The sequence below is a fragment of the Alloprevotella tannerae ATCC 51259 genome, assembly GCF_000159995.1.
Lineage (GTDB): Bacteria > Bacteroidota > Bacteroidia > Bacteroidales > Bacteroidaceae > Alloprevotella > Alloprevotella tannerae.
This window is the reverse complement of sequence record NZ_GG700644.1, coordinates 77,357-98,596: the sequence shown is the minus strand read 5'-3', so window position 1 is coordinate 98,596 and position 21,240 is coordinate 77,357. Positions and strand designations below refer to the sequence as shown.

20 protein-coding genes and 1 tRNA gene are annotated in these 21,240 nt (G+C 45.6%); 10 read left to right on the top strand and 11 right to left on the bottom strand.

Going from position 1 to position 21,240, the window contains the following annotated elements; translation table 11 throughout:
• Positions 1-437: 437 nt before the first annotated feature.
• On the top strand, positions 438-653 hold the full coding sequence (locus GCWU000325_RS12100; protein ID WP_154646672.1) for a hypothetical protein: 216 nt from the start codon (positions 438-440) through the stop codon (positions 651-653).
• Between the two features lie 342 nt (positions 654-995).
• On the opposite strand, the gene rd is transcribed toward GCWU000325_RS12100, so the two are convergent.
• The 7 genes from rd to GCWU000325_RS12285 all read right to left on the bottom strand — a co-directional run bounded on the left by rd (position 996) and on the right by GCWU000325_RS12285 (position 7,745).
• Complete coding sequence (gene rd, locus GCWU000325_RS10805) at positions 996-1,160, bottom strand: rubredoxin (RefSeq protein ID WP_006256697.1); 165 nt, start codon at positions 1,158-1,160, stop codon at positions 996-998.
• An 85-nt stretch (positions 1,161-1,245) separates the two neighbouring features.
• Positions 1,246-2,235: a GNAT family N-acetyltransferase gene (locus GCWU000325_RS10800; protein ID WP_006256696.1), complete on the bottom strand. Its 990-nt coding sequence runs from the start codon at positions 2,233-2,235 to the stop codon at positions 1,246-1,248.
• A gap of 51 nt (positions 2,236-2,286) precedes the next feature.
• Positions 2,287-3,114 carry a hypothetical protein gene (locus GCWU000325_RS10795; protein WP_006256695.1) on the bottom strand — a complete coding sequence of 276 codons (828 nt, stop codon included), beginning with the start codon at positions 3,112-3,114 and terminating at the stop codon, positions 2,287-2,289.
• A 344-nt stretch (positions 3,115-3,458) separates the two neighbouring features.
• Positions 3,459-4,169 carry a Bax inhibitor-1/YccA family protein gene (locus GCWU000325_RS10790; RefSeq protein ID WP_006256693.1) on the bottom strand — a complete coding sequence of 237 codons (711 nt, stop codon included), beginning with the start codon at positions 4,167-4,169 and terminating at the stop codon, positions 3,459-3,461.
• Between the two features lie 68 nt (positions 4,170-4,237).
• Positions 4,238-5,458, bottom strand: coding sequence for a bifunctional 3,4-dihydroxy-2-butanone-4-phosphate synthase/GTP cyclohydrolase II (locus GCWU000325_RS10785; RefSeq protein ID WP_006256691.1), 1,221 nt, complete (start codon positions 5,456-5,458; stop codon positions 4,238-4,240).
• A complete protein-coding gene (locus GCWU000325_RS10780; RefSeq protein ID WP_083788017.1) occupies positions 5,448-7,430 on the bottom strand; it encodes an LptF/LptG family permease in 1,983 nt (660 codons plus the stop codon). The genes GCWU000325_RS10785 and GCWU000325_RS10780 overlap by 11 nt, the downstream gene beginning before the upstream one ends.
• Before the next feature lie 90 nt (positions 7,431-7,520).
• Positions 7,521-7,745: a hypothetical protein gene (locus tag GCWU000325_RS12285; protein WP_211205535.1), complete on the bottom strand. Its 225-nt coding sequence runs from the start codon at positions 7,743-7,745 to the stop codon at positions 7,521-7,523.
• Positions 7,746-8,214: 469 nt separating this feature from the next.
• Here GCWU000325_RS12285 and GCWU000325_RS10770 point away from each other — a divergent pair.
• A tRNA-Met gene (locus tag GCWU000325_RS10770) sits at positions 8,215-8,288 on the top strand.
• Positions 8,289-8,424: 136 nt separating this feature from the next.
• Here the strand turns inward: GCWU000325_RS10770 and efp are convergent.
• Positions 8,425-8,991, bottom strand: a complete 567-nt coding sequence (gene efp, locus GCWU000325_RS10765; RefSeq protein WP_006256685.1) for an elongation factor P — start codon at positions 8,989-8,991, stop codon at positions 8,425-8,427.
• Between the two features lie 137 nt (positions 8,992-9,128).
• Positions 9,129-10,421 carry a UDP-N-acetylmuramoyl-tripeptide--D-alanyl-D-alanine ligase gene (locus GCWU000325_RS10760; protein ID WP_006256684.1) on the bottom strand — a complete coding sequence of 431 codons (1,293 nt, stop codon included), beginning with the start codon at positions 10,419-10,421 and terminating at the stop codon, positions 9,129-9,131.
• 248 nt (positions 10,422-10,669) lie between these two features.
• Between GCWU000325_RS10760 and folP the strand changes: the two genes are divergently transcribed.
• From folP to GCWU000325_RS10720, 8 genes are all read left to right on the top strand, one after another.
• Positions 10,670-11,521 (top strand): dihydropteroate synthase, encoded by an 852-nt coding sequence (gene folP / locus GCWU000325_RS10755; RefSeq protein ID WP_006256681.1) that lies wholly within the window; start codon positions 10,670-10,672, stop codon positions 11,519-11,521.
• A gap of 16 nt (positions 11,522-11,537) precedes the next feature.
• Positions 11,538-12,302, top strand: a complete 765-nt coding sequence (gene cdaA / locus GCWU000325_RS10750; RefSeq protein ID WP_006256680.1) for a diadenylate cyclase CdaA — start codon at positions 11,538-11,540, stop codon at positions 12,300-12,302.
• 78 nt (positions 12,303-12,380) lie between these two features.
• Entirely contained in the window at positions 12,381-13,082 is a 702-nt protein-coding gene (locus GCWU000325_RS10745) for a phosphatidylserine decarboxylase family protein (protein ID WP_006256679.1), read from the top strand.
• A gap of 15 nt (positions 13,083-13,097) precedes the next feature.
• On the top strand, positions 13,098-13,814 hold the full coding sequence (pssA, locus tag GCWU000325_RS10740) for a CDP-diacylglycerol--serine O-phosphatidyltransferase (RefSeq protein ID WP_006256678.1): 717 nt from the start codon (positions 13,098-13,100) through the stop codon (positions 13,812-13,814).
• A gap of 35 nt (positions 13,815-13,849) precedes the next feature.
• Positions 13,850-14,107 carry a DUF4834 family protein gene (locus GCWU000325_RS10735; RefSeq protein WP_006256677.1) on the top strand — a complete coding sequence of 86 codons (258 nt, stop codon included), beginning with the start codon at positions 13,850-13,852 and terminating at the stop codon, positions 14,105-14,107.
• A 901-nt stretch (positions 14,108-15,008) separates the two neighbouring features.
• Positions 15,009-15,605, top strand: coding sequence for an HU family DNA-binding protein (locus tag GCWU000325_RS10730; protein WP_040599889.1), 597 nt, complete (start codon positions 15,009-15,011; stop codon positions 15,603-15,605).
• Positions 15,606-15,657: 52 nt separating this feature from the next.
• Positions 15,658-17,352 carry an McrB family protein gene (locus GCWU000325_RS10725; RefSeq protein WP_006256673.1) on the top strand — a complete coding sequence of 565 codons (1,695 nt, stop codon included), beginning with the start codon at positions 15,658-15,660 and terminating at the stop codon, positions 17,350-17,352.
• Positions 17,349-18,566, top strand: a complete 1,218-nt coding sequence (locus GCWU000325_RS10720; RefSeq protein ID WP_006256672.1) for a 5-methylcytosine restriction system specificity protein McrC — start codon at positions 17,349-17,351, stop codon at positions 18,564-18,566. Before GCWU000325_RS10725 ends, GCWU000325_RS10720 begins: the two co-directional genes overlap by 4 nt.
• 133 nt (positions 18,567-18,699) lie before the next feature.
• Here the strand turns inward: GCWU000325_RS10720 and GCWU000325_RS10715 are convergent, their stop codons facing one another.
• Positions 18,700-19,953: an ABC transporter permease gene (locus GCWU000325_RS10715; protein WP_040599888.1), complete on the bottom strand. Its 1,254-nt coding sequence runs from the start codon at positions 19,951-19,953 to the stop codon at positions 18,700-18,702.
• A gap of 70 nt (positions 19,954-20,023) precedes the next feature.
• On the bottom strand, positions 20,024-21,184 hold the full coding sequence (locus GCWU000325_RS10710) for an ABC transporter permease (RefSeq protein WP_006256670.1): 1,161 nt from the start codon (positions 21,182-21,184) through the stop codon (positions 20,024-20,026).
• Between the last annotated feature and the right edge of the window lie 56 nt (positions 21,185-21,240).

Here is a 21,240-nt window from a genome sequence, read left to right as displayed (position 1 = left end):
GAAGCATCCTCGGATTGAAACTCTTTCTGCTTCTTCTGCATAAAAGTCTATGGAATTCTTTCAAAGATCGCTTTCTTGATGCTAAACCTAACGCCTCGGCGCTGGAAAGCGAGTGCAAAAGTAGAACAAAATCCCATTACAACCAAACACACAACAAACTTTTTTACGCAAAAACGAAAATAAATCCGGAGATGGCAAAATTTGACATGCAGAAATAGCAGAATCCCCAAAAGACAACCTAAAACCGGGATTAAAAAAACGGTCTTTGCTGCTCCCCTTCCCTTCTTTTTATTATAAACATTAAACATTGAAGGGGGATCTAAGGGAAAAAATCCGTGAATTTACGATCAAGTTCGGCGTTTTCCCTTTATTTTTCGATGATGGTGCATCGGATTCTAATTATCTTAAAAAAATATTCCTGTCGCCTCAAGCCTTGAGTGATCAACTTTTATTTTTATATGGTTTGGTGGCGCCAAACTATGGTTTGCTGCCACCAAACGATAGTTTCTTCCGAGCAAACGATAGTTTGCCGGCAGCAAACAATAGATCTCGAAGGGCTACGCTTGCTATTGTTTGAAAAAGTTACGGATATTGCAGAGTTGGGTGAAGGATTGAATGGCGCCGGCTATACCATATTATATGGTAGTGAATAATGGGCGGGATTGTCTTATCAAAGTATGATTGCGGGTGTTTATGCAAATTGGCTTGGAGCGTTACTCTATGCGACACGGAATTTGCAATTGTTTACATCCGCAAGAAAAAGCGAATATTTAAGTAGGCGATAATCGTTGAGGATGAGTGATGCATTAGAGAAGCTTGTGCAAATTGAGATAGTGTTCGATATTTCATCAACGCGTGTCGCCGGCGTTGACTGAGGGAATCGTTGTATGAGACATCATCGTTTTTGCATTTGGGCTATGAGGGCAGAATGAAAAAGTCGGGCGATGCTTTTTGTGTATCGTCCGACTTTCTATTATGTATTGACTAAAAAGAATTTAGTCTTCAATCGGTTCGAAATCCTCTTTTCCTACGCCACAGAGGGGGCATACGAAATCATCTGGAAGATCTTCAAAGGCTGTGCCCGGAGCTATGCCAGCATCTGGGTCGCCTAATTCGGGGTCATAAACCCAGTCGCAAACTGTACAGCGATACTTTTTCATCGTAGTAATTGTTTAAATTGTTAATACTATAGTCTTGTTCAGTGATGTCACTTATTAGTTTATTTTTCTTGAACGAAGGCTGCGCTTAGCGGGTCGTGGATTTGCGCAAAACGAGATTGCTAAAGTTATTGATCCAATCGGGATGCTCCTTGATGAAGCTATCTATATGGCGCTTGCGCTTTTCTTCTAAGATTTCGTCTTCTGCTATAAGGATACCAGTCTCTTCGACATTGCCAAAGGTATCGTTGACAGCTGTACCAAAACAGCGCATCGTCGGACTAAGCCCCATGTAAGCATTGACTAAGGGCGGGATGTTGTAGCCCAAGCGGCGCACGGCCTTGTTCAATATTAAATAGTCTCTTTTTAAATCGTCTTCGCAAAAAAGTTGCTCCAGATCTCTTTGTTCTGACTCCAAGCGAATGGGTTGAAGGGGGGTGATTAAATTATCTCTATCACCAAAATGCTTGTGCAAGAAGAAGAGGATCATATCTCGGGCTTGACGATCGAAAGAGGGGTACATCGTCATTTTTCCGAAGAAATATTTCAAGCCGGGTATGACTACTGTGAGTGCGCCTAAGCCATCCCACAAATTATCCAAGGCAAACAGGCCTTTGGTCATTGCTCTGCTGCTCTGATACTCTAAGGTGACGAAAGAGCGCCCTAACTCTACGGTGCGCGGGAAATAGTCGCGCAAGAATTCATCAGAGAAATGAAAGAGATGGCTTGTAGCTAAGATGGGCTGCCCGGACTCATCAAACGCGGCTTCGGCACCCGGTAAGAAACGGTAGCCTCCTAAGATCTCTAAAGAGGAAGGATTCCAGACGATTAATTGGTAATAGGGATGTTCGCAAACATCCGACTCGTCTAAATCGCAGGCCTTTCCGGTGCCTCCGCCAGCCGTACGAAAGGCAATCTCGCGCAAGCGCCCTATTTCACGCAATACGTTAGGCGCTTGATGATAGGTAACGACATAGATTTCGTTACCTCCCTTATTGGTGGTGCGAAGTTTTCGCTCGGGCGTCAATTCGGCGGCCAATAGGTCTCGCTCTACGGGGGCGATGATCGTTTCTTCCATTCTTTATTTATTTTCAGCCTGTAGTCAAATTGTTTCTGCAAACAAAGAGTTTCAGAGTTGGTAGACCTTTTCTCTCACATATGCGGCCCATTCTTGGTCGGAGCGTGAACGATCAAAGGTCTGCCAGGGGATGGGTTCGCCTATCTTGATTGTAAAAGTTTTATTTCGGTTCTTATACATCTCATCTACGAGAAAAAGCATCGCAACATTAAACTTTATATGCAGCCACTTGCAGATATTTGCAAGTCTGTAGAAGAAATTTGAGTTGTGCCCGCTAAAATAAATGGGAACAACGTCGCGCTGCGAACTAATGCTTTTCGTAATAAACGTCTTTTTCCACGCAAGATCTCGAATTTGCCCATCTTTTTGCCGACGACTGCAGAGTCCGGCCGGGAACATGATAATATGATCATTGCCCGCAAAACCTGCTTCTACCATTTTTGGAAAGTCACGGCCTTTTTTTCCGGTTGTGTTGATGGGAATGCAGAGCGGCGCTAAGCCGTGCAGATTCATCAAAATGTCGTTCACCAAATATTTAATGCGACCATCGTAATGCTCACCAAGAACTGCGCCTAAAGCAACGCCATCTTGACCACCCAGCGGATGATTGCTCACAAATGTATACAGCTTTCCATCACTCGGCGAGGGGAGATTCTCGCGGCCTTCGACCTTCAACTCAACACCTAAATAGCGCAGACAATCCCAAAGCCAAGGAACTCCTTGACGGTCGCCCTCTTCTTCGAGAAAAGCATTGATTTCTTCTTGGTGAATTGTCTTCTTTAGCCAACTCACCATAAAGCGGGGGATATAGCCGGCCTTCTTTCCGGCTTTATCGTGCAACACTTTATCGATATCTATTTTGAAGATTGTGCCGTCCATTCTATCATTGCAAATCTACAACGCCTTCTTCTTTATCATCGACGCAAGGCATTATAGTAAATGACTTGCAAAAGTAGTAATTTTCTTTATCTGAAAGCCACAGGGAACGATATAAATGCATTCTTCTCGCAGAAAGCAAAGAGTAAAGAGCCTTTTTAGCCACGCATTGCACACGCCGCGTTTTTTTGTTCCTTTATTTAATGCATTTTTTGTAAGCCTCAGCCAAAACCAAGGCAAGAATACTATTGCGTATACTGTCATTTCAGCTCCTCGAAGCGCTTGCTAATGCGGCAACCAACGATCGAGCATCAAAAGAACAGCATACGCAATAAAAGAGATTGGACTTAGCGACGTCGACCAAAGATGCGCAACAAATATAAGAACAGATTGATGAAATCCAGATACAACTGTAAGCTGCCAATTAAAGCCATCTTCATCGATTCTTCATTGCGTTCTTCACCATATAGGTAAAGCAACTCCCGAATCTTTTTTGTATCGTAGACTGTAAGGCCAATAAAGATGAACACACCTGCGTACGTCGTAATCCAATATAAGGTAGAACTAGCAAAAAACAGATTTACAACACTTGCGATAATCAATCCGATGAGCGCCATGTATAAAAAGCGCCCAAAAGATGAGAGATCGCGCTTAATAAATGTGCCCAATAAAGCTAAAGCGCCAAACATGCCGGCCGTGACAAAAAAGGTTACGGCGATGCTTTCTGTTGTATAAACAAAGAACACGCAGGATAAGGTCGCGCCATTCAAGATGGAATAGAGCACAAAAAGAATGCCGGCTTTTGCGAAAGACATCTCCATTAAACAGGCCGACAAATACATCACCAAACCTACTTCTGCAAGGAGCAGACCATAAAAGACGAAGCGATTGGCAAAGATCAATTGTACCAATTGCGGTTGCTGCACAACGAACATTGCCATTAGTCCTGTCAAGCTTAAAGCCAAGGCCATCCAAGCATACACATCACGCATCAGAGCAGCGAAAGCCGCCGGGCGTGACGCGGTTGAAGTATAGTTTACTACATTTTTATCTTCCATATTCTTTTATTTTTGATAAAAAGCGCCGCGCCAGCGGCGCGCGCCTTTCGTTTTTAATTTACTATATACTACTTATTAAAATGCAGGGTGTGACCCATTCTTTCTTTCTTCGTACGAAGGTAGCGCTCATTATAAGGATTGGGTGTAATTTCTATGGGCACGTTTTCTGTGATCTCCAATCCGTAGGCTTCCAAGCCCACGCGCTTCACAGGATTATTGGTCATCAGCCGCATCTTTCTCACGCCGAGCATACGCAGTATTTGTGCGCCGACGCCATAGTCTCGCTCATCCGGGTCATAGCCCAAATGGATATTGGCATCTACCGTATCATAGCCTTCTTCTTGCAGTTTGTAGGCAGCAATCTTTGCCATCAGTCCAATACCACGCCCTTCTTGATTCAGATAGAGCACAACGCCTCGACCTTCTTTTTCTACCATCTCAAGCGCTTTGTGGAGCTGGTCGCCACAGTCGCAACGCTTGCTGCCAAAGATGTCTCCCGTCGCACAAGAAGAGTGAACGCGGACCAGAACGGGCTCATCATCTTTCCATTCGCCTTTAATCAGCGCGACGTGTTCCTTTCCATTACTCTTTTGGCGAAAAGGAATAAGATGGAAGTGTCCATATTTAGTAGGCATATCCACTTCTTCTCCCTTCTCCACCAAAGATTCCATTTTCAAGCGATAAGCTATCAGATCCTTGATCGTCATGATCTTCAAGCCGTGTTCTTTGGCGAATACTTGCAACTGCGGCATGCGCGCCATCGTCCCATCTTCGTTTAAGATTTCAATGAGTGTGGCGGTCGGATACAGACCTGCGAGTCGGCACATATCAACTGATGCCTCCGTGTGTCCGGCACGCACCAAGACGCCGCGATCCTGCGCATATAAGGGGTTGATATGACCCGGGCGGCCAAAGGTTTCCGGCGTACTGGTCGGATCTGCCAAGGCGCGGATAGTAGCTGCGCGATCGTGGCTGCTAACACCCGTCGTGCAGCCTTCGAGTTTGTCAACCGTAACCGTAAACGGTGTGCCCAACATACTTGTATTTGAATCCACCTGACGCGCCAGACCGAGTTCGTGACAACGTTGGTTCGTAATAGGTGTGCATAATACGCCCCTACCATATTTTAGCATAAAATTAACGCTCTCCGGAGTGGCAAACTGAGCCGCCATAACGAGATCGCCCTCATTTTCGCGATCTTCATCGTCTACGACTACGACAAATTTGCCGGCTTTCAGATCTTCCAAGGCCTCTTCTACAGAAGCCAACTCGTATTTTTCATTCATCATGATTATTGTATTGATTAATGGGGTTTTGTTTTGAAGTTAATAAATCGTATGATGCAGCTTCTTTGCCTGCAGCTTTCGCCACAAGGGGGCGCAAGGCAGAGCAAACAGCTGTGATTTGTTTCATATCTTTATGGAGGCGAAGCCTGAAGCGCCATATGCGAAACCATAAGATAAAACCTACCGGAAGCAATACGCCGCAAAGGATATTGAGGCGCTTATTTTCAAACGGTGAGGTATGTGCCCGTGCATAAATCAAGGGCAATTGGTTCAAGCGATAGAGGATTTCGCGTCGATCCGAATTGGATAAAGCCTCCACAAGTTGCTCTACGCGCTGTTGTATATCTTCTGCAGCGTGATCGGGGCGCGATTTGAAGAAAGCACGTATATAACTCGGTGCTGCATAGAGGCGTTTATGGTCCGCATAAGCCTTGCAAATCTGCTCCAACTCGTCTATTTCTTCAAGAAGCGCCGCATAATCAGGCATTTCGATAATCACTTCTTTACGCGTGATGTTACGTTTCGAGCGCAAGCCCAGCAAGCGTTTAAAGAGGGCTGTATAAACATCGGCATTGAACACAACGGAATCATTGTTAGCCTTATACGTCAGGAAGCAACCCAAGGGAGTGAGCACCACAGTCGAAATCCACATACCGAAGATCATATTCCAAGCGCCGTCGCGCGCCATCTTCATGCCCGAAGTGTTGATGATGTAATAGAAAATGAAGAGAATCACGGCGATGATGGTCGGCATACCCAGTCCTCCCTTGCGAATAATAGCCCCCAAGGGTGCACCAATGAAGAAGAAAAATATGCAGGCTATAGACATCGTAAACTTCTGGTGCCACTGGATGCGGTGTGTGCGCACGCTCTTATCGCCTTCTTCCGTAGTCAGGCTTTTCCACTCTAATTCAGAAGCGTATGTAGCTGCCGAAGCTGCGGCTGCGCGAATGGTTTGCACGCGTTTTTCAGCCGGCATACGGGCCATAATCGTATCAAAGTCAAACTTCGCGCCTTTGCCCAACCGTTTCAGAGCAGCTGCGTGTTGAGGTTGAAGCGGCGGGCAACAGTAAGTCGTCTGCTTTGCCTGTTTATAATTGTCTTGTCCTATGGAGTCCAGCGCCGTATTCATCGAATCGATCGAAGCAGACAGCTGCTTCAGATTCTTTGTTATGGCCGACCCGCTCCACTGCTCCGCATCCTGCTTCTCGAAGTTGCTGTTAAAGTCGATGATGAAGCGCTTGTATTCAAACGTCTCTCGATCGTAGGGCACGCCCTTTGTATTGAGCGCCGCTTGCGCCCCGCCGGCTTGCAGATTCTCAAACTGTTCGCCGTTCCAAATATCAAATATGAGATGCTCCTTATCGTTTGTCACCTCCAAACGACCGGAATCGGCCACTACGATCTGCGCCTTGTCGAATCCCTGGTCGGTTTTATAAATCATTACATTGTAGAGCTTGCCCGTGGCCACGTCTTTGCGCTCTACGTATAGGCTGAAACTGTTGATTTTCCCATAAAAGACGCCCTCCGGTATTTCCAGCGCCGGCGAAGTCTCTCTCAAACTCCACAAAAGTGAGGTCAGATTTTTTTGTGCATCAAGCGCTGCACGATTCTGAAAATAAAAGGAGACCGCTGCAAGGCCTATGACGAGCACGGCAAGCGGACGCATAATGCGCAGGAGCGAAACGCCGGCCGCTTTCATTGCCAAGAGTTCGAGCCGTTCTCCCATATTACCAAAGGAGATCAGCGAGGCCAGCAGCACTGCAAGCGGTAGCGCCATCGGGACCATCGTAATGGCCATATACCAGTAGAATTGACCCAGAATGTCCATCGTTATGCCCTTGCCAACAATCTCATCGACGTAGCGCCACGTGAATTGCATCATCAGGACAAACAAGGTGATAAAGAAGGAGCCGGAGAAAATCAACAAGAAGTTCCCCAGCACAAACCGATCCAACTTTTTTACTCCGATCAACAGCTACATTATTTTGCAAGCAAAAGTACTACAATTATACTGAAAGAAGAAATATTCAGCAGAAAAGGAGGGCACACGCGGCCAATGCACTTAACAAAAGGCCAATAAGGCGTTGAGCCAAGCAGCGCAACGCAGGTTATCGACAACTACGAAACGGCTATTTTCGAGTGGCGAATGGCAGTGGCGCACGCCCAAATCATCTTTCGTTTGGCCCGACCAAACAATGGTTTGCTGCCACCAAACGATAGTATGCTGCCGCCAAATGATGGTTTGCCGGCAGCAAACCACAGCGCCAAGCACTTGCCGGAACAGCAAATCAATCTTTTACGTACTGAATACAAGCGAATTATGATAAGAAAAGGCTTTGGAGGCGTGATTTGTACGTAACTGAGCGATGCCGGCACAATCCGCATCGCCACTCAGCCGTTGGGATTTGTCGAAAACTGCAACTCACTTCTTACGGCAAAAGACGAGCAGCCGGAAGTGGCTGATCTTGTTGCACTATAAGCGTATGCGCAGCCTCACTGCCCTACCCTCCGCAGCAGCAGGCGCAAGGTTATGGGTTGTAAACGACGCGCAAAGCGCAGGTACATCAATCGGCCGCATCAACCATTAGGTGCGAGGGCCTCAGTAGGCCTACCGAGATAGCACGCAGATGCGTGATAACAAAGACAAAATAGTATTTTTAAGGCTGAACGGAAGATTTTCCTAAAAAAGGCTTGGTCATATAGAATTTATCTTCTACTTTTGCACTCGCAAAAAGGGAACAAGCTCCTTTTATGCCGGCGCGATAGCTCAGCTGGTTAGAGCGCATGATTCATAATCATGAGGTCCCCAGTTCAATCCTGGGTCGCGCTACAAAAAGGCGATAACTTTTCAGAAGTTATCGCCTTTTTCTTTTTCAGCAATAAGCCGCCAATCGCCGCCGGCCAATAAAAAAGGTGGCGACAAGCAGCGCTCGTCGACACCCTATGCATATTCATTATTGTATAGCTTATACTTTGACGCGGTTTAGATAGCTGCCGTCGCGCGTATCTACCTCCACGGTTTCGCCTTCGTTGATGAAAAGCGGCACACGTATTTCTGCGCCCGACTCTAACTTAGCCGGTTTGGTTGCGTTTGTCGCAGTATCTCCTTTCAATCCCGGTTCTGTGTAAACGATCTTCAACTTCGTCTTCACCGGCATTTCGGCATAGAGAATCGTATCTGTAGACGCATCGCTCACAACATCGAGCACGTCGCCTTCTTTCATATAGTCAACGCCTGTGATCATATCGCGCTCAATCGTCACATCGTCCCAAGTCTCTTGGTTCAAGAAGTGGAACACGTCACCATCAGCATAAGAATACTGATAAGGGCGGCGCTCAACTCGCACATCTTCCAAGGCTTCGCCAATATTGAAGCGGCGCTCCAATACGTTGCCGTTGACTACGTCTTTCAGCGTCGTGCGCATAATCGTATTGCCCTTACCGGGCTTTACATGAAGGAAATCGATGCAGAAATAGAGCTTGCCGTCTAAGCGGATGCAAGTTCCTTTCTTGATGTCTTGTGATTTGATCATTACTATTATATTCTATTTTTGTTATTTCAATATTTGTGTGTGCAAATATAGGTAATTCGCCTGAATATGAAAAGCTAAGTGTGGAATTTCACGCATCTTATACGCACTTTACTGCCGTTTTGTCGACGAAAAAGGCCTTAAAGGTAGTCGGGTAAGCGGTATAGATGTTGCGAATTGCTACCTTTGATGAGGATTAGGCTGTCGTGGAGAGGATGCTCGCGGAGCTGTTGCTCCACGGCTTCGACGGAGGGAAAGTAGCGATAGCGCTCAGCGAAGGGCTGAAACTCCTCGCCCACGAGCCATATGTCGTCAAGAGCCATCGTAGCCACTTTGTCGATAATGGCTTGATGCTCTTGGGCTGAAGCGTTGCCGAGCTCGCGCATACCGCCGAGTATAGCCATCTTATGCGGGTGCTTGATGAGCTGAAAATTGTCTAAGGCAGCCGCCATACTGGTGGGGTTGGCATTGTAAGCGTCGACGATGAGCGTATTCGTAGCCGTGCGCAGGAGTTCGCTGCGATTATTCGTCGGACAATAAGCCGCTATTGCCCGACTAATTTGTTCCGGTGTCACGCCAAAGCGCACGCCGACAGCCACGGCCGCAAGTATATTATCTATATTATAAGCCCCAATGAGCTGCGTCTTGACCTCCTGCCACGCTCCCCCCTTGATGCGGAAGCGCAAATTGAGGCAAGGATCGCAAGTCAGCACTTCGCCTTCCACATCATAATCTTTACCGGGCCGCCCGTAAGTGATGCGCAACAAATCGTGCGCTATCGGCTGTAAATAAGGGTTGTCGGCATTGATAAAAACAAAAGCGTCTGACTTCGTGCGCAGATAGTCGTAAAGCTCTCCTTTCGTTCGTATTACGCCTTCAAAAGATCCGAAGCCGGCCAAATGAGCTTTGCCGACATTGGTGATAAGTCCGCAATCGGGATCCACAATTTCACTCAGCAACTTAATCTCTCCCGGATGATTGGCGCCGGTTTCGATCACGGCAATCTGATGGGATGCGTTCAAACGCAACAGCGTTTTAGGCACACCGATATGGTTGTTGAAATTTCCCTGCGTAAAGAGTACATTATAACGCTCGGAGAGCACGGCAGATACGAGTTCCTTTGTCGTCGTCTTGCCGTTGGTTCCTGTAATCTGAATAACCGGACCGGTAAATTGATGGCGGTGGAAGGCTGCCAAGGCTTGGAGCGTCGTCAAGACATCATCGACCAAAATCAGTCGGTCATCGTCGACTACTGAAGGATCGTCCACGACGGCTAAAGCGCAACCATTATCTAAAGCTTGGTGGGCAAAGCGATTGCCATTGAAAGTCTCGCCCCGCAAAGCGAAAAAGATCGACCCCGGCGGGCAGTCACGCGTATCCGTCGTGATTTGCGGATGCAAAAGGTATTGTTCGTATAGTTCTTTTATGTTCATATCGCTGCCAATTAACGTGCAAAAGTAATACTTGTCAATGATACTTTGCCTTGATCTACAAATAAATTGAACAATAAGCGCACCGACCGAAGCGATAAATGCGACAATGACGGCGCAAACTGTAAGTCGGAGACGGCTCAGCCCAAACAAGATATTTATAAATAAAAGACCGATGCGGCAGAATAAGTATCAAAAGGCGCTCGGCACGCTCAAGTTACGTGATTTTCTTACTATATTTGCCGTGAATTATGAAAGAGCTACATTCTTATACGATACGCTTAGCCGGCGGGCGCTTATTCAGCCTCGACAGTCCGCAGGTGATGGGCATACTTAACGTCACGCCGGACTCTTTCTACGCCGGAAGCAGATGGCAAAGTGAGGAAGAGATCGGCAAGCGGGTGCGGCAAATAGCAAATGAAGGGGCTTCAATGCTCGACATCGGCGCTTATAGCAGCAGACCGGGCGCAGATGATGTGCCGATCGAAGAAGAAATGGCGCGTCTGCGCCGTGGCCTGACGATTGTGAAGCGCGAGGCGCCGGATTTGGTAGTGAGCGTGGATACTTTTAGGGCTGACGTGGCGCGAATGTGTATTGAAGAGTTTGGCATTGACATCATCAATGATATTTCGGGCGGCCTGCTGGATCGGAATATGTTTCGAACGGTAGCAAAGACCGGAGTGCCTTATATATTGATGCACATGCAGGGCACGCCACAAACGATGCAGCAAGCGCCACACTACGAGGATTTTCTTAAAGAGGTATTTTTGTATTTGGCTGAAAAGGTAGCGCACTTGCACGACTTGGGCGTAAAGGACATTATCATAGATCCGGGCTTCGGATTTGGCAAAACGCTGGAGCAAAACTATGAATTGATGAACCATTTAGAGGAGTTGCACGTCTTCAAACAGCCGCTATTGGTAGGCATTTCACGGAAATCTATGATTTATAAACTGCTGGAGACGACGCCGGAAGAGAGTCTGAACGGCACGACTATGCTCCACGCGGTCAGTCTGCTGAAGGGGGCGCACATTTTGCGCGTGCACGACGTAAAGGCTGCGCGAGAAGTAGTGTGCATGTTTGAACAAATGACCGCTGTCTAAAACAAGAAAAGAACTTATGCTGACGTTCGGAATCAAAGATATTATCGACATCCTCCTGGTAGCTTTATTGCTCTATTACATTTGGAAACTAATGAAGCAATCGAGCGCTGCCAATATCTTTACGGGAGTTCTCTTCTTCGTTATTGGTTGGATCATTGTCTCCCGCTTCCTCGAAATGCACCTCTTGGGAAGCATTATGGACAATTTGGTCAACATCGGTATGGTGGCCTTAGTCGTTTTGTTTCAAGAAGAGATACGCCATTTCTTTTCAACCATAGGTTCTACGTCCGGTTCAAAATGGGTGACGCGATTATTTAAGAGTCAAAAGGAGGAAGTGCAGCACGAAAACGTAATGCCTATCGTCTTGGCCTGCCTGAATATGAGCAAGCAAAAGGAGGGTGCACTCATCGTAATCGAACGTCATACCGGCTTAAAGGAAATCATACGCACGGGCGAACTTATCGACGCCGACATTAACCAAAGATTGATCGAAAACATCTTTTTCAAAAATAGTCCGCTCCACGATGGGGCTATGATCATCAGCAAACAACGCATCACAGCCGCCGGCTGCATCCTTCCGGTCTCGCATAACAACGATATTCCTCGCTCTCTCGGACTACGCCACCGAGCAGCCTTGGGTATGACACAGCAAAGCGACTGCTTAGCCATCGTTGTTTCGGAGGAAACGGGAAGAATCTCAGTGGCAGAAGACGGACATTTTCACCTCAAATTAACGGCAGAAGAGCTAGAACGCATTCTCACAGAAGCTTGGATTGCGTGACTTTGGCGCGGCACGCTTTGTTCTTTTAACAGAAAAGCCTAACTTTGCACTCATTACTTACAAACATAGCCACTCCTTATGAGGAAACTATCGCATATAAAACGAATTCGTCTACACAACGAAGGAAAATATACATTGCTCTATACAGGCCTTTCTTTGGCACTACTCAACGCAGCCTTATTTTTCTTATTAAGAGATCTCACACTCTTTCCTTTTTATGTCGTCTTGGCTATCAGTCTTGTGGTCTACGGCATTATTATCAACTTTTTCCGATGCCCCATTCGGCGCTTTGCGGAAGCTACAGAGAACACCGTGGTCGCCTCAGCTGATGGAAGGGTCGTCGTAGTTGAAGAAACAGAGGAGAATGAGTATTTCCACGATCGGCGCATTATGGTCTCCATCTTTATGTCTTTATGGAACGTACACGCCAACTGGTTTCCGGTAGATGGCATCATAAAAAAGGTAGAACACCACAATGGCAATTTTTATAAAGCTTGGCTACCAAAGTCAAGCACGGAGAACGAACGCTCTACCATTGTCATTGAAACGCCCGACGGGCAAGACATCTTGGTAAGACAAATTGCGGGCGCCGTTGCGCGCAGGATTGTAACTTACGCACGTCCGGAGGAAGAATGCTATATCGATGAGCATTTAGGCTTCATCAAATTCGGTTCACGCGTCGACATCTACTTGCCGCTCAATGCCGAGATCCTAATCCAACCCGGACAAACGACGGTCGGCAATCAGACAATTATTGCACGCCTTCAGCCCAACGAATAATGAAGGCTTCTCCAAATGAAAAAACATATTCCCAACGCACTAACTTGCTGTAACCTGATTTCAGGTTGCATCGCCACAGCCTTCTCACTCAATGGCGATTTTGAAGATGCTTTTATCTTCATTATTATTGGAGCGATCTTCGATTTCTTTGATGGATTCGTAGCCCGACTACTCAAAGTTTCATCTCCCATCGGGAAAGAGCTTGATTCGCTGGCCGACGTCATTACGTTTGGCTTCGCACCGGCCGGTATCGTATTCTCGCTTTTGGTTGACACGGAAACAGTTACAGACCTCATACTACATCTTATAATCTCTTCCTCAGCCTTTCTCATCGCTGCATTCTCAGCCTTGCGCCTCGCCAAGTTTAATCTCGACGAAAGACAGACCCAGGGTTTCATAGGCCTGCCAACGCCTGCCAATGCCTTATTTTGGGCGGCCATTGGCAACTACTATGCCGACGACCTCCACTTACTTGGCTCAAACGAATGGATAGTTTTGCTCATTGGAATAGCCATTAGCTGTTGGTTACTCGTTAGCGAAATACCTATGTTCGCACTAAAGTTCAAGGACTTCAAATGGAAAGGCGACAACATCCTGCGCTATTCGTTCATCTTACTAAGCGTCATCTTGCTTATCCTGCTCGGTTGGGGCGGCTTTGCTGTTATCATCATTCTTTACATCCTGTGCTCTATTTGGAACAACTTTTGCTTTTCCGGAAAGAAACAGGCGTAAACACGCCGATTAGTCATTCAAATTAGCACACATAAATGGACGGTTTCTTCTTCATATTTTTATTGTCAATAGCAGTACTGCTATTCTTCATACTCTCTCCTATCATACGCCTAATTCGGCAGTTTCAAAAGATAAAAAAGACCTTTTATCAGCAAACAACGAAAGCACAAGAGAGAAGATCGCAAAGCGCGCAAGAATCCCGACAGCAAACTCCAACAAAAAAAATCTTCACACCCGATGAAGGGGAATACGTAGATTTTGAAGAAATCACTGATGAGAATAAGTCGCAATAAACAGCTTACGACAACTTACCATTCACGACTATTTATCATCAAATGCAGGGAAGGCATTTGAAATGCCAAAACAAAAAATCCACCTCGAATCCTTTTTACTTTTAGACATAAAGGCCCTAAACAGAAACCAATGTTAGGGCCTTCACTATATATTCAAATAAGAGACTGCTTCACAACGCTTGCACAAACGAGAACGCGGGAAATATTCATGAAATAATTTCCCCTTAATATAGGATTCAGTCGCGGTGCCGACCACTCTGCCACATTTAGCCGAGTGTACATACGGAGCAACGCATCGCCGAAAAATCAGAAAAAGATATTATTGAAGCAGGCTTTTTCATTTACTCCTCTCACGAAGAACTACTTACCTAAAAGCAAATACCCTCTTCTGCCCCATCTCTTTGATTCTCGCGTCTCTTATAACAACATATTTTCGCGTACTACTATTGCTTTTTAGATTCTTCCCTAAGTTGCCACATAGCTTTTACTAAACGTTTCCTAATTTAGTGCTAACTTTTTCAAAAATTATTCCGTAAAAATCGTACCTTTGTGGGCAAAAGAAAAAGTTTCACCACGGTGCAACTAAATTAGCACCACGGAGAAAAATATTTTTTACCGTGGTGACACCAATTTTTCACCACGGAGAAAATCTAAAACTATGCGTTGCGCGGCAAAAAGATGAGTAGAAAATTGCGATAAGGTGCGTAGGAGTTGCAACGAGATGCTGTGCAAATTGCGGCAAGGTGCGTAAGAAGCTACAACAAAGTGCACAGAGACTTGCGGAAAGATGCCTAAGGAGAGCTAAGAAGCGGAGCAGGCATCGCAAAATATGCACAGAGTGCTCAGTTGCCGGACGCAGAAGAGAACGGAAGAATACGAACAGAAAAACAAATACCAGCTTATGACTGTAGCTTACAAACTATTGAAAATAGGAGGGAAACTCCCGAAAAACAAAGATTTACGTATAGTAGTACACGAAAATATGACGGTCGGAATGGACCGAATGGGGAAAAACATCGAAAAGGCTACGACGCTAACCACAGCCGACCTCACGGGTTCGCTCGATGCACTGAAAACCGAAATTTCCTACCAGCTGATGGAAGGCAACCGCGTGCATCTGCCCGGACTCGGTTACTTCTCGCTCGCCGTCAAGGGTGAAATCTGCGAAGATGCCAAAACGCACCGTTTCCGTCTGCGCAACCCCGAGGTGCGGAGCGTAAACTTCCGCGCCGAAAAGGACTTTATGCGCACATTACGCCAGGCACAATTTGAGAACGCCACCTATCGCAGTCGCCTCCACACTACGCCGACGCCGGCGGAAGTCGATGCCGCCCTCACACGCCTCTTCGCCGCCGCGGATTACATCTTCCCAAACAACCTGCAAACGACGCTCCACCTATCCAAATCTATGACCTATCGCCTCCTCCGCAGTCTCGAATCGGAAGGCAAGCTCCGCAACGTAGGCTCGCGCTATCGCAAAATGTATGTCAAGGGATGAAATTGCGACTGACAACTAATCATTAACCATAAGAATTAAAGTGCATAGAATTATGAACAAAGATCGGGATAAGAAGTATTGGCATATACAGATGTATAAGCCTTATGGACAAGAGGATGAAGCGAGAGTTGATTCCAAGAAAATGTTAGAAAGAGAGGAACCTTTTATTGGAATCGGTGAACGGGGCAACAATCAATGCGAAAACTTTAAGTATAAGATTAAGAATGGTGATATAGTGCTTGTTCGAGAAGGGAATGAGGCTATTGCTTTATGCCAAATTATTAGTGAAAACTTTACGGATAGAGAGCTGACCGATGAGTTTCTTCATAAAAATTTCAGGCGGGTTAAAATATTGGCGTGGGCTAAGGATTATAAACAGCCTTCTAATTCTAGACTCTTCACGCAAGGAGCTTTTTCCTCATGCGGCCACGGGACAAAACAATATGAATACATCAATAATTGGTTAAAGCATATACATATAGAAAATATGGAATTTACAAACAAATGTGCGCAACTATTAGAACACAAGCGCAATATCATTATTCAAGGTGCGCCCGGAACCGGTAAAACTTATAATACGGCCAGTATAGCCCTGAAAGTTTTGGGCGTAACTGATATAGATTTAACAGACCACGAGGCCGTGATAAAGCGATATAAAGAACTGACGGGTAAGCGCATCTTCTTTACTACGTTTCATCAGTCTTTAGATTATGAAGACTTTGTCGAGGGGTTAAAGCCTCGTGTGCAAACAAATGAGCAAGGGGAAAGCGTCGGCGTAACCTACGAGCCGGAAGACGGAATCTTTAAGCGGGCCTGCCAAGCTGTAACGATGGACGAAAGTAAAGATATAACCGAATGTATTGACGATTTCTTAGAGCATAAGATTAACGGATTCGAGAATAAGAGAGAGATTCCTACAAGTACAGGAATATCTTCGTTTTATGCTTGGTGGAATAAGGGTAATACTACCATTAGCTGTAGAAGTAAATATTCAACAATCACACGTGACGAAACACATAGTCCATCGCCTCTTAATATAGAAAAAGTAAAGCATCAAGCTCTAGGAGATGGAGTGGAAAACAATTGGCCTGCATACGCCAAGGCTTTCATAGAAGCAGTAAAAGAGGAATACAATATACATGGCAACAACAAGGTAGTCCTCATCATTGACGAAATAAACCGAGGCAATGTAGCCAAGATCTTCGGCGAATTGATAACGCTGTTAGAAGTTGATAAGAGGGAAGGAAGCGAGCATCCTATTCAGGTTACTTTGCCTTATTCCAAGGAGCTGTTCAGTGTGCCCAAAAATTTATATATCATTGGCACGATGAACACCACCGACCGCAGTACGGGCACGATTGACTATGCATTGCGTCGGCGTTTTGCTTTTGTTACATTAAAATCTGACAAGTCGGTTATTGAGAAACATTATAATACCGAGCCTACACTAAAGAGTCAGGCGCTCGCATTGTTCGGTAACATTGAAAAATTCATCAAGGAAAAGCAGTGCGGCGACTTGGGTATAGATGATTTGATGGTTGGTCATAGTTACTTTATGTCTGCTTCAGAAGAGGAACTACGGGACAAGATGGAGTATGAAGTATTGCCACTTATTTCAGAATATATCAACGATGGTATCTTAAACGTGAGTAGCAAAGAGAAGGAAGCCGCGTTTGAGGACTGGCGCGATTTGCAGCCCGCTACGATTGAAGAAGTCAACGAAGAAGAGGAGCAAGAGGGAGAATGAGTGTGATACAGCTTCAAGAACACGAACAATTGCCTGTCAGTAAGAAGGAGGAGAAATATGATAGGTTGGAGCTTGTTGAATGGTGTAAGCGCACGGACTTTTTGCCTGAAGCTTATTATGCTTCATACAAAATTGGGGCAGAATGGATCGATGAGCAAGAAAGTTTGATAGTAACGACAAAGCACGAGATGGAGCAGATTGACTTCGTGAGGATGTTTATGACCTGCTTTACTTCTGACTTATCCTTAGCGTCATTCTCTACCATCTACGAGATATACATTGACAAGCCATGCATAAAGGCGCCTGCACTTCAAAGTGTCGTAAGTCCGCTACTTGTGCTGCACTTCCTTGGCGTCGTAAGCAGAATTAAGGAATTGAAGAAAGGATACGTCAGTCGAAGTGAGAACCTGAAGAAGGTAAAAGGGCGAATCAGCATCTTGAAGAATGAGCGACAGAACATTGCTATTAGGCGCTACGATAGGGTTTTCTGCGAGTATGACGAATATTCGGCCGACATTCCGGAAAACAGATTGATAAAGAAAGCACTCTTATTCTCTCAGCGCTTGCTTCAAGGCTTAAACGAACGGTCCGCAGCTGTAGCAAAGTTGCGATTGAATAAAAGTCTTGCACTGTTTAGTGAGGTCAGCGACAAGGTTGAAATTAAACAAGTAAAGCGACTACGCGCTCACAAATTGTTCACAAATTACAATGAAGCAATTCGACTGGCAAAACTAATCCTTCGACTCTTTGATTATAACATTAGCAAGGTAGGTAGCCATGAGGGAAAAGTCGTTCCGTTTTGGCTTGATATGTCGCTACTCTATGAGCATTATGTATATGGGCTGCTTCACGAAGCCTATCGTGAGAGAATTACTTATCAATTCAAAGGTAAGACGGGATTTCCTGATTTCTTGTATAAGTCGAAAGAATACAAGGCCATCTTAGATACAAAATATATTCCGAAGTACGATGAGAAGTCTTTAGATAAGGACGTCGTGCGCCAGTTGAGCGGCTATGGTCGCGATTTGCGCATTCTCACTCATTTAGAATATAAAGATGTGTCACCCATACCTTGTATTATCATATACCCGAAAGAAGGGAAAAGAAAAAATAATCCTTTCTTAGGCAATAATCTCAGGATGTTATGTGGAAAGTCATTAAAAGGTCTCTTAGAGTTTTACAAGATAGAAGTATCGCTTCCAACGATAAGGTAAACAGCATAGAATGCAAGTTTCGTTGCGCCTATTATCCAAGTTCTCATCAGATATGGTAAGCGTATAGTTTTTGGGGCGGCATTTCAAAAGAAATACCGCCCCAAAAGTTTCTTGTAGCTTAAGAAATAATGAACTATGCATGATGCTCGTTATTTTTCCGCTGCGCTAAGGCTGCTTTCTTCTGCTCATATAAAGCTATGCGCTTACGGCGCGAAGAAATGATTTCGTAACGATAGACAAACAGTGTTAGGATAAAGTAGCAAAAAGCTTGTATCCATAAAGCGTACCACTCTGTCTTCACGCTAATCATCTCGCCGCCCATACTATTGATCTTCACAAATGCATTGATGCCGAATGTAGAGGGAAAGACGTAAGAGAAGTATTTCCAAAATGTAGGAATAGCTGTTGCCGGCCAACTTATACCGCTCAAGAACAATAGCGGAACGGAGAAAAAGACGACAATGATAAAAGCCATCTCGCGCTGTCGAATCAATACGGAAATAGTCATAGAGAAAAAGATAACGGCTAAGATAAACGGAATAATGATCATCCATATATAGGCCGGGTTTCCTATTTGCGGCAAGTTAAAGATGTGCGGTATGACGCCTAAGACGTATACGATATTCCAAAGATAAACAAGCAAGTAAGCAAAGCCCTTACCTAAGACAATGCGCAAAAGTCCGTGGTGATGACGATGAATCAAGACCAGTTCGTGATAACTATTTTTCTCGCGCGCCGTTCCCGCAGCTACGCCAACGCCTAACACGAGCGTTTGCTGCAAGATTAAGATTAAAACAGCAGGGATCAGGAACGCAGCATAGCCACTCTCCGGATTGTAAATATCTACCTGTTCGTAGGCTATCGGATAAGTGGTTACCTTATCTTGCTCATCGGTCGTATTGCCGGCCCTTTGCACTTTAATATCGGCATTCATCGCCAGCGAGACGTTGGTATTAGCCAGCAACATCGCTTTGTAATATAAAATGCCACTCATATCCACAAAGATGCTCACCTTCGTCTGCTGCATACGCGCCAAATTCTTTTGAAAATCTTTGGGGATATAGATAATGCCATAGACCTCGCGCCTTTTGATCAATTCGCGTGCGGTCTGCATATCCGGACAACGATAAGCAATTGCCACATCGGGCGTCGCATCAACTTTACGAAGGTAAGTGCGACTTAGCGGCGTAGCGCAATCGTCTACTACGGCTACCGGCACATCACGGATGACTTCATTATTATAAATGTAAGTATAGACCAAAGGATAGGCCAAAGGGACAATGATGAGGAAAATCAAGATGCCCGGATCGCGGAATATCGTTTTCAATTCTTTGCGAAAGACATAATTCCAATCCTCCAAAGCTTCCTGAAAACCTTTCCGCCCCATTCTGAACGGATAGGTAATATAGCGCCACAAACTTTTCAATGCCTTGCGTAAATTCATAATCCGGTCCTCCTTACGGTTGATATTTGATCGTCAGCACTTCTTTCTTTAAGAACGGCGCTGCAACCAGCGGAATGCAAGCAAAGGCTATTAGTCCGCCAATAAAAGGTAACGCATTAGATAAGTCATAGCCATCCAGCGCTCCGTTGATATAAAGCAGATAATAGTAACGCAAAGGGAAGAGATAAGCCAAGCCTTGCAAGGGTGCATCCATCGCTATGCACGGAAAGGCCATACCGCAAATACTAAATGACAAGACGCCCCATAACGAAGCAAAACTTAAGCCTAAACGCAGCGTCGGCAGCAGCGTAAACATCCCGACGGCCAGTCCTTGGCAAGCAATGATAAACAGCAAGGCCACGATTGTCATTTGCATAAACCCGCTATGGCAGGGGAAATGCAGGAAGCCATACAAGATCACATTGAAGCAGCAAGCCGTGAAGAAGAGAACCAGCGTCTGCGGCAAGAGTTTGCCGCCCAAAGCTGTCAGCATATTCCATTTAGAGAGAGCCAACCATTGCCTTGCCGTCCCCTGTTTGATTTCCATACCTATACTATATACCGTCAGCATAAAGATAAAAATCCCAAGAATGCCATAAAGGATAAGATTGCTCAAGTAAATGTTATAATTCAACCAAGGATTACCTATCGGGTGCGTATCAATAACGATCGGTTGTATAAACGCCAGCGTCTGCTGCTCCGTAGCCCCCTTGGCGCGCAAGGTTTTTTGCGTGGCGGCTGCAGCTGCCAATTCCGACATCATACGCATATCTCGCGAAGCAAAGGCACCGCCCATAAAGTAACTCATATTCGAGTAAAACGATATAGTCGGCTGATCGCCACGCGTAGCCTGCTTCGTCACGCCCTTTGGAATATAAAAGAAGCCATAAATCTTTCCCTCCTGCATAGCACGGCGAGCTTCCGTCACGGTCGGGTAAGTAGCGACAATCTCTGATTGCTGAAAAGCGTCGAGGTTGCGCAGCAACTTCCGCGTTGTCGGCGTGTTGTCTTCATCTACAACGCCCATCGGCAGATCTGTTGGCAGGCCCTGCCACATCAAAGTCGTGAAAAACAGGCAGCAAAATAGCGGAGCCAAGATCAACCCAAACCAATAAATGGGCTGATGAAGCAGTCGTTTATATTCGCGTAGCGCTACGTTCCACAACGTTCTCATATATTATTGTCTATAAATGTTGGTCAGAGAGGCCAACTATCGCCTACTCTCTCCTA

What these genes read in the sequence shown, in the direction of transcription:
- rd (WP_006256697.1), bottom strand. Translation starts at nt 1,160, where the DNA reads ATGAAAAAGTATCGCTGTACAGTTTGCGACTGGGTTTATGACCCCGAA.
- GCWU000325_RS10800 (WP_006256696.1), bottom strand. Translation starts at nt 2,235, where the DNA reads ATGGAAGAAACGATCATCGCCCCCGTAGAGCGAGACCTATTGGCCGCC.
- GCWU000325_RS10795 (WP_006256695.1), bottom strand. Translation starts at nt 3,114, where the DNA reads ATGGACGGCACAATCTTCAAAATAGATATCGATAAAGTGTTGCACGAT.
- GCWU000325_RS10790 (WP_006256693.1), bottom strand. Translation starts at nt 4,169, where the DNA reads ATGGAAGATAAAAATGTAGTAAACTATACTTCAACCGCGTCACGCCCG.
- GCWU000325_RS10785 (WP_006256691.1), bottom strand. Translation starts at nt 5,458, where the DNA reads ATGATGAATGAAAAATACGAGTTGGCTTCTGTAGAAGAGGCCTTGGAA.
- efp (WP_006256685.1), bottom strand. Translation starts at nt 8,991, where the DNA reads ATGATCAAATCACAAGACATCAAGAAAGGAACTTGCATCCGCTTAGAC.
- GCWU000325_RS10760 (WP_006256684.1), bottom strand. Translation starts at nt 10,421, where the DNA reads ATGAACATAAAAGAACTATACGAACAATACCTTTTGCATCCGCAAATC.
- folP (WP_006256681.1), top strand. Translation starts at nt 10,670, where the DNA reads ATGAAAGAGCTACATTCTTATACGATACGCTTAGCCGGCGGGCGCTTA.
- cdaA (WP_006256680.1), top strand. Translation starts at nt 11,538, where the DNA reads ATGCTGACGTTCGGAATCAAAGATATTATCGACATCCTCCTGGTAGCT.
- GCWU000325_RS10745 (WP_006256679.1), top strand. Translation starts at nt 12,381, where the DNA reads ATGAGGAAACTATCGCATATAAAACGAATTCGTCTACACAACGAAGGA.
- pssA (WP_006256678.1), top strand. Translation starts at nt 13,098, where the DNA reads ATGAAAAAACATATTCCCAACGCACTAACTTGCTGTAACCTGATTTCA.
- GCWU000325_RS10735 (WP_006256677.1), top strand. Translation starts at nt 13,850, where the DNA reads ATGGACGGTTTCTTCTTCATATTTTTATTGTCAATAGCAGTACTGCTA.
- GCWU000325_RS10730 (WP_040599889.1), top strand. Translation starts at nt 15,009, where the DNA reads ATGACTGTAGCTTACAAACTATTGAAAATAGGAGGGAAACTCCCGAAA.
- GCWU000325_RS10725 (WP_006256673.1), top strand. Translation starts at nt 15,658, where the DNA reads ATGAACAAAGATCGGGATAAGAAGTATTGGCATATACAGATGTATAAG.
- GCWU000325_RS10720 (WP_006256672.1), top strand. Translation starts at nt 17,349, where the DNA reads ATGAGTGTGATACAGCTTCAAGAACACGAACAATTGCCTGTCAGTAAG.
- GCWU000325_RS10715 (WP_040599888.1), bottom strand. Translation starts at nt 19,953, where the DNA reads ATGGGGCGGAAAGGTTTTCAGGAAGCTTTGGAGGATTGGAATTATGTC.
- GCWU000325_RS10710 (WP_006256670.1), bottom strand. Translation starts at nt 21,184, where the DNA reads ATGAGAACGTTGTGGAACGTAGCGCTACGCGAATATAAACGACTGCTT.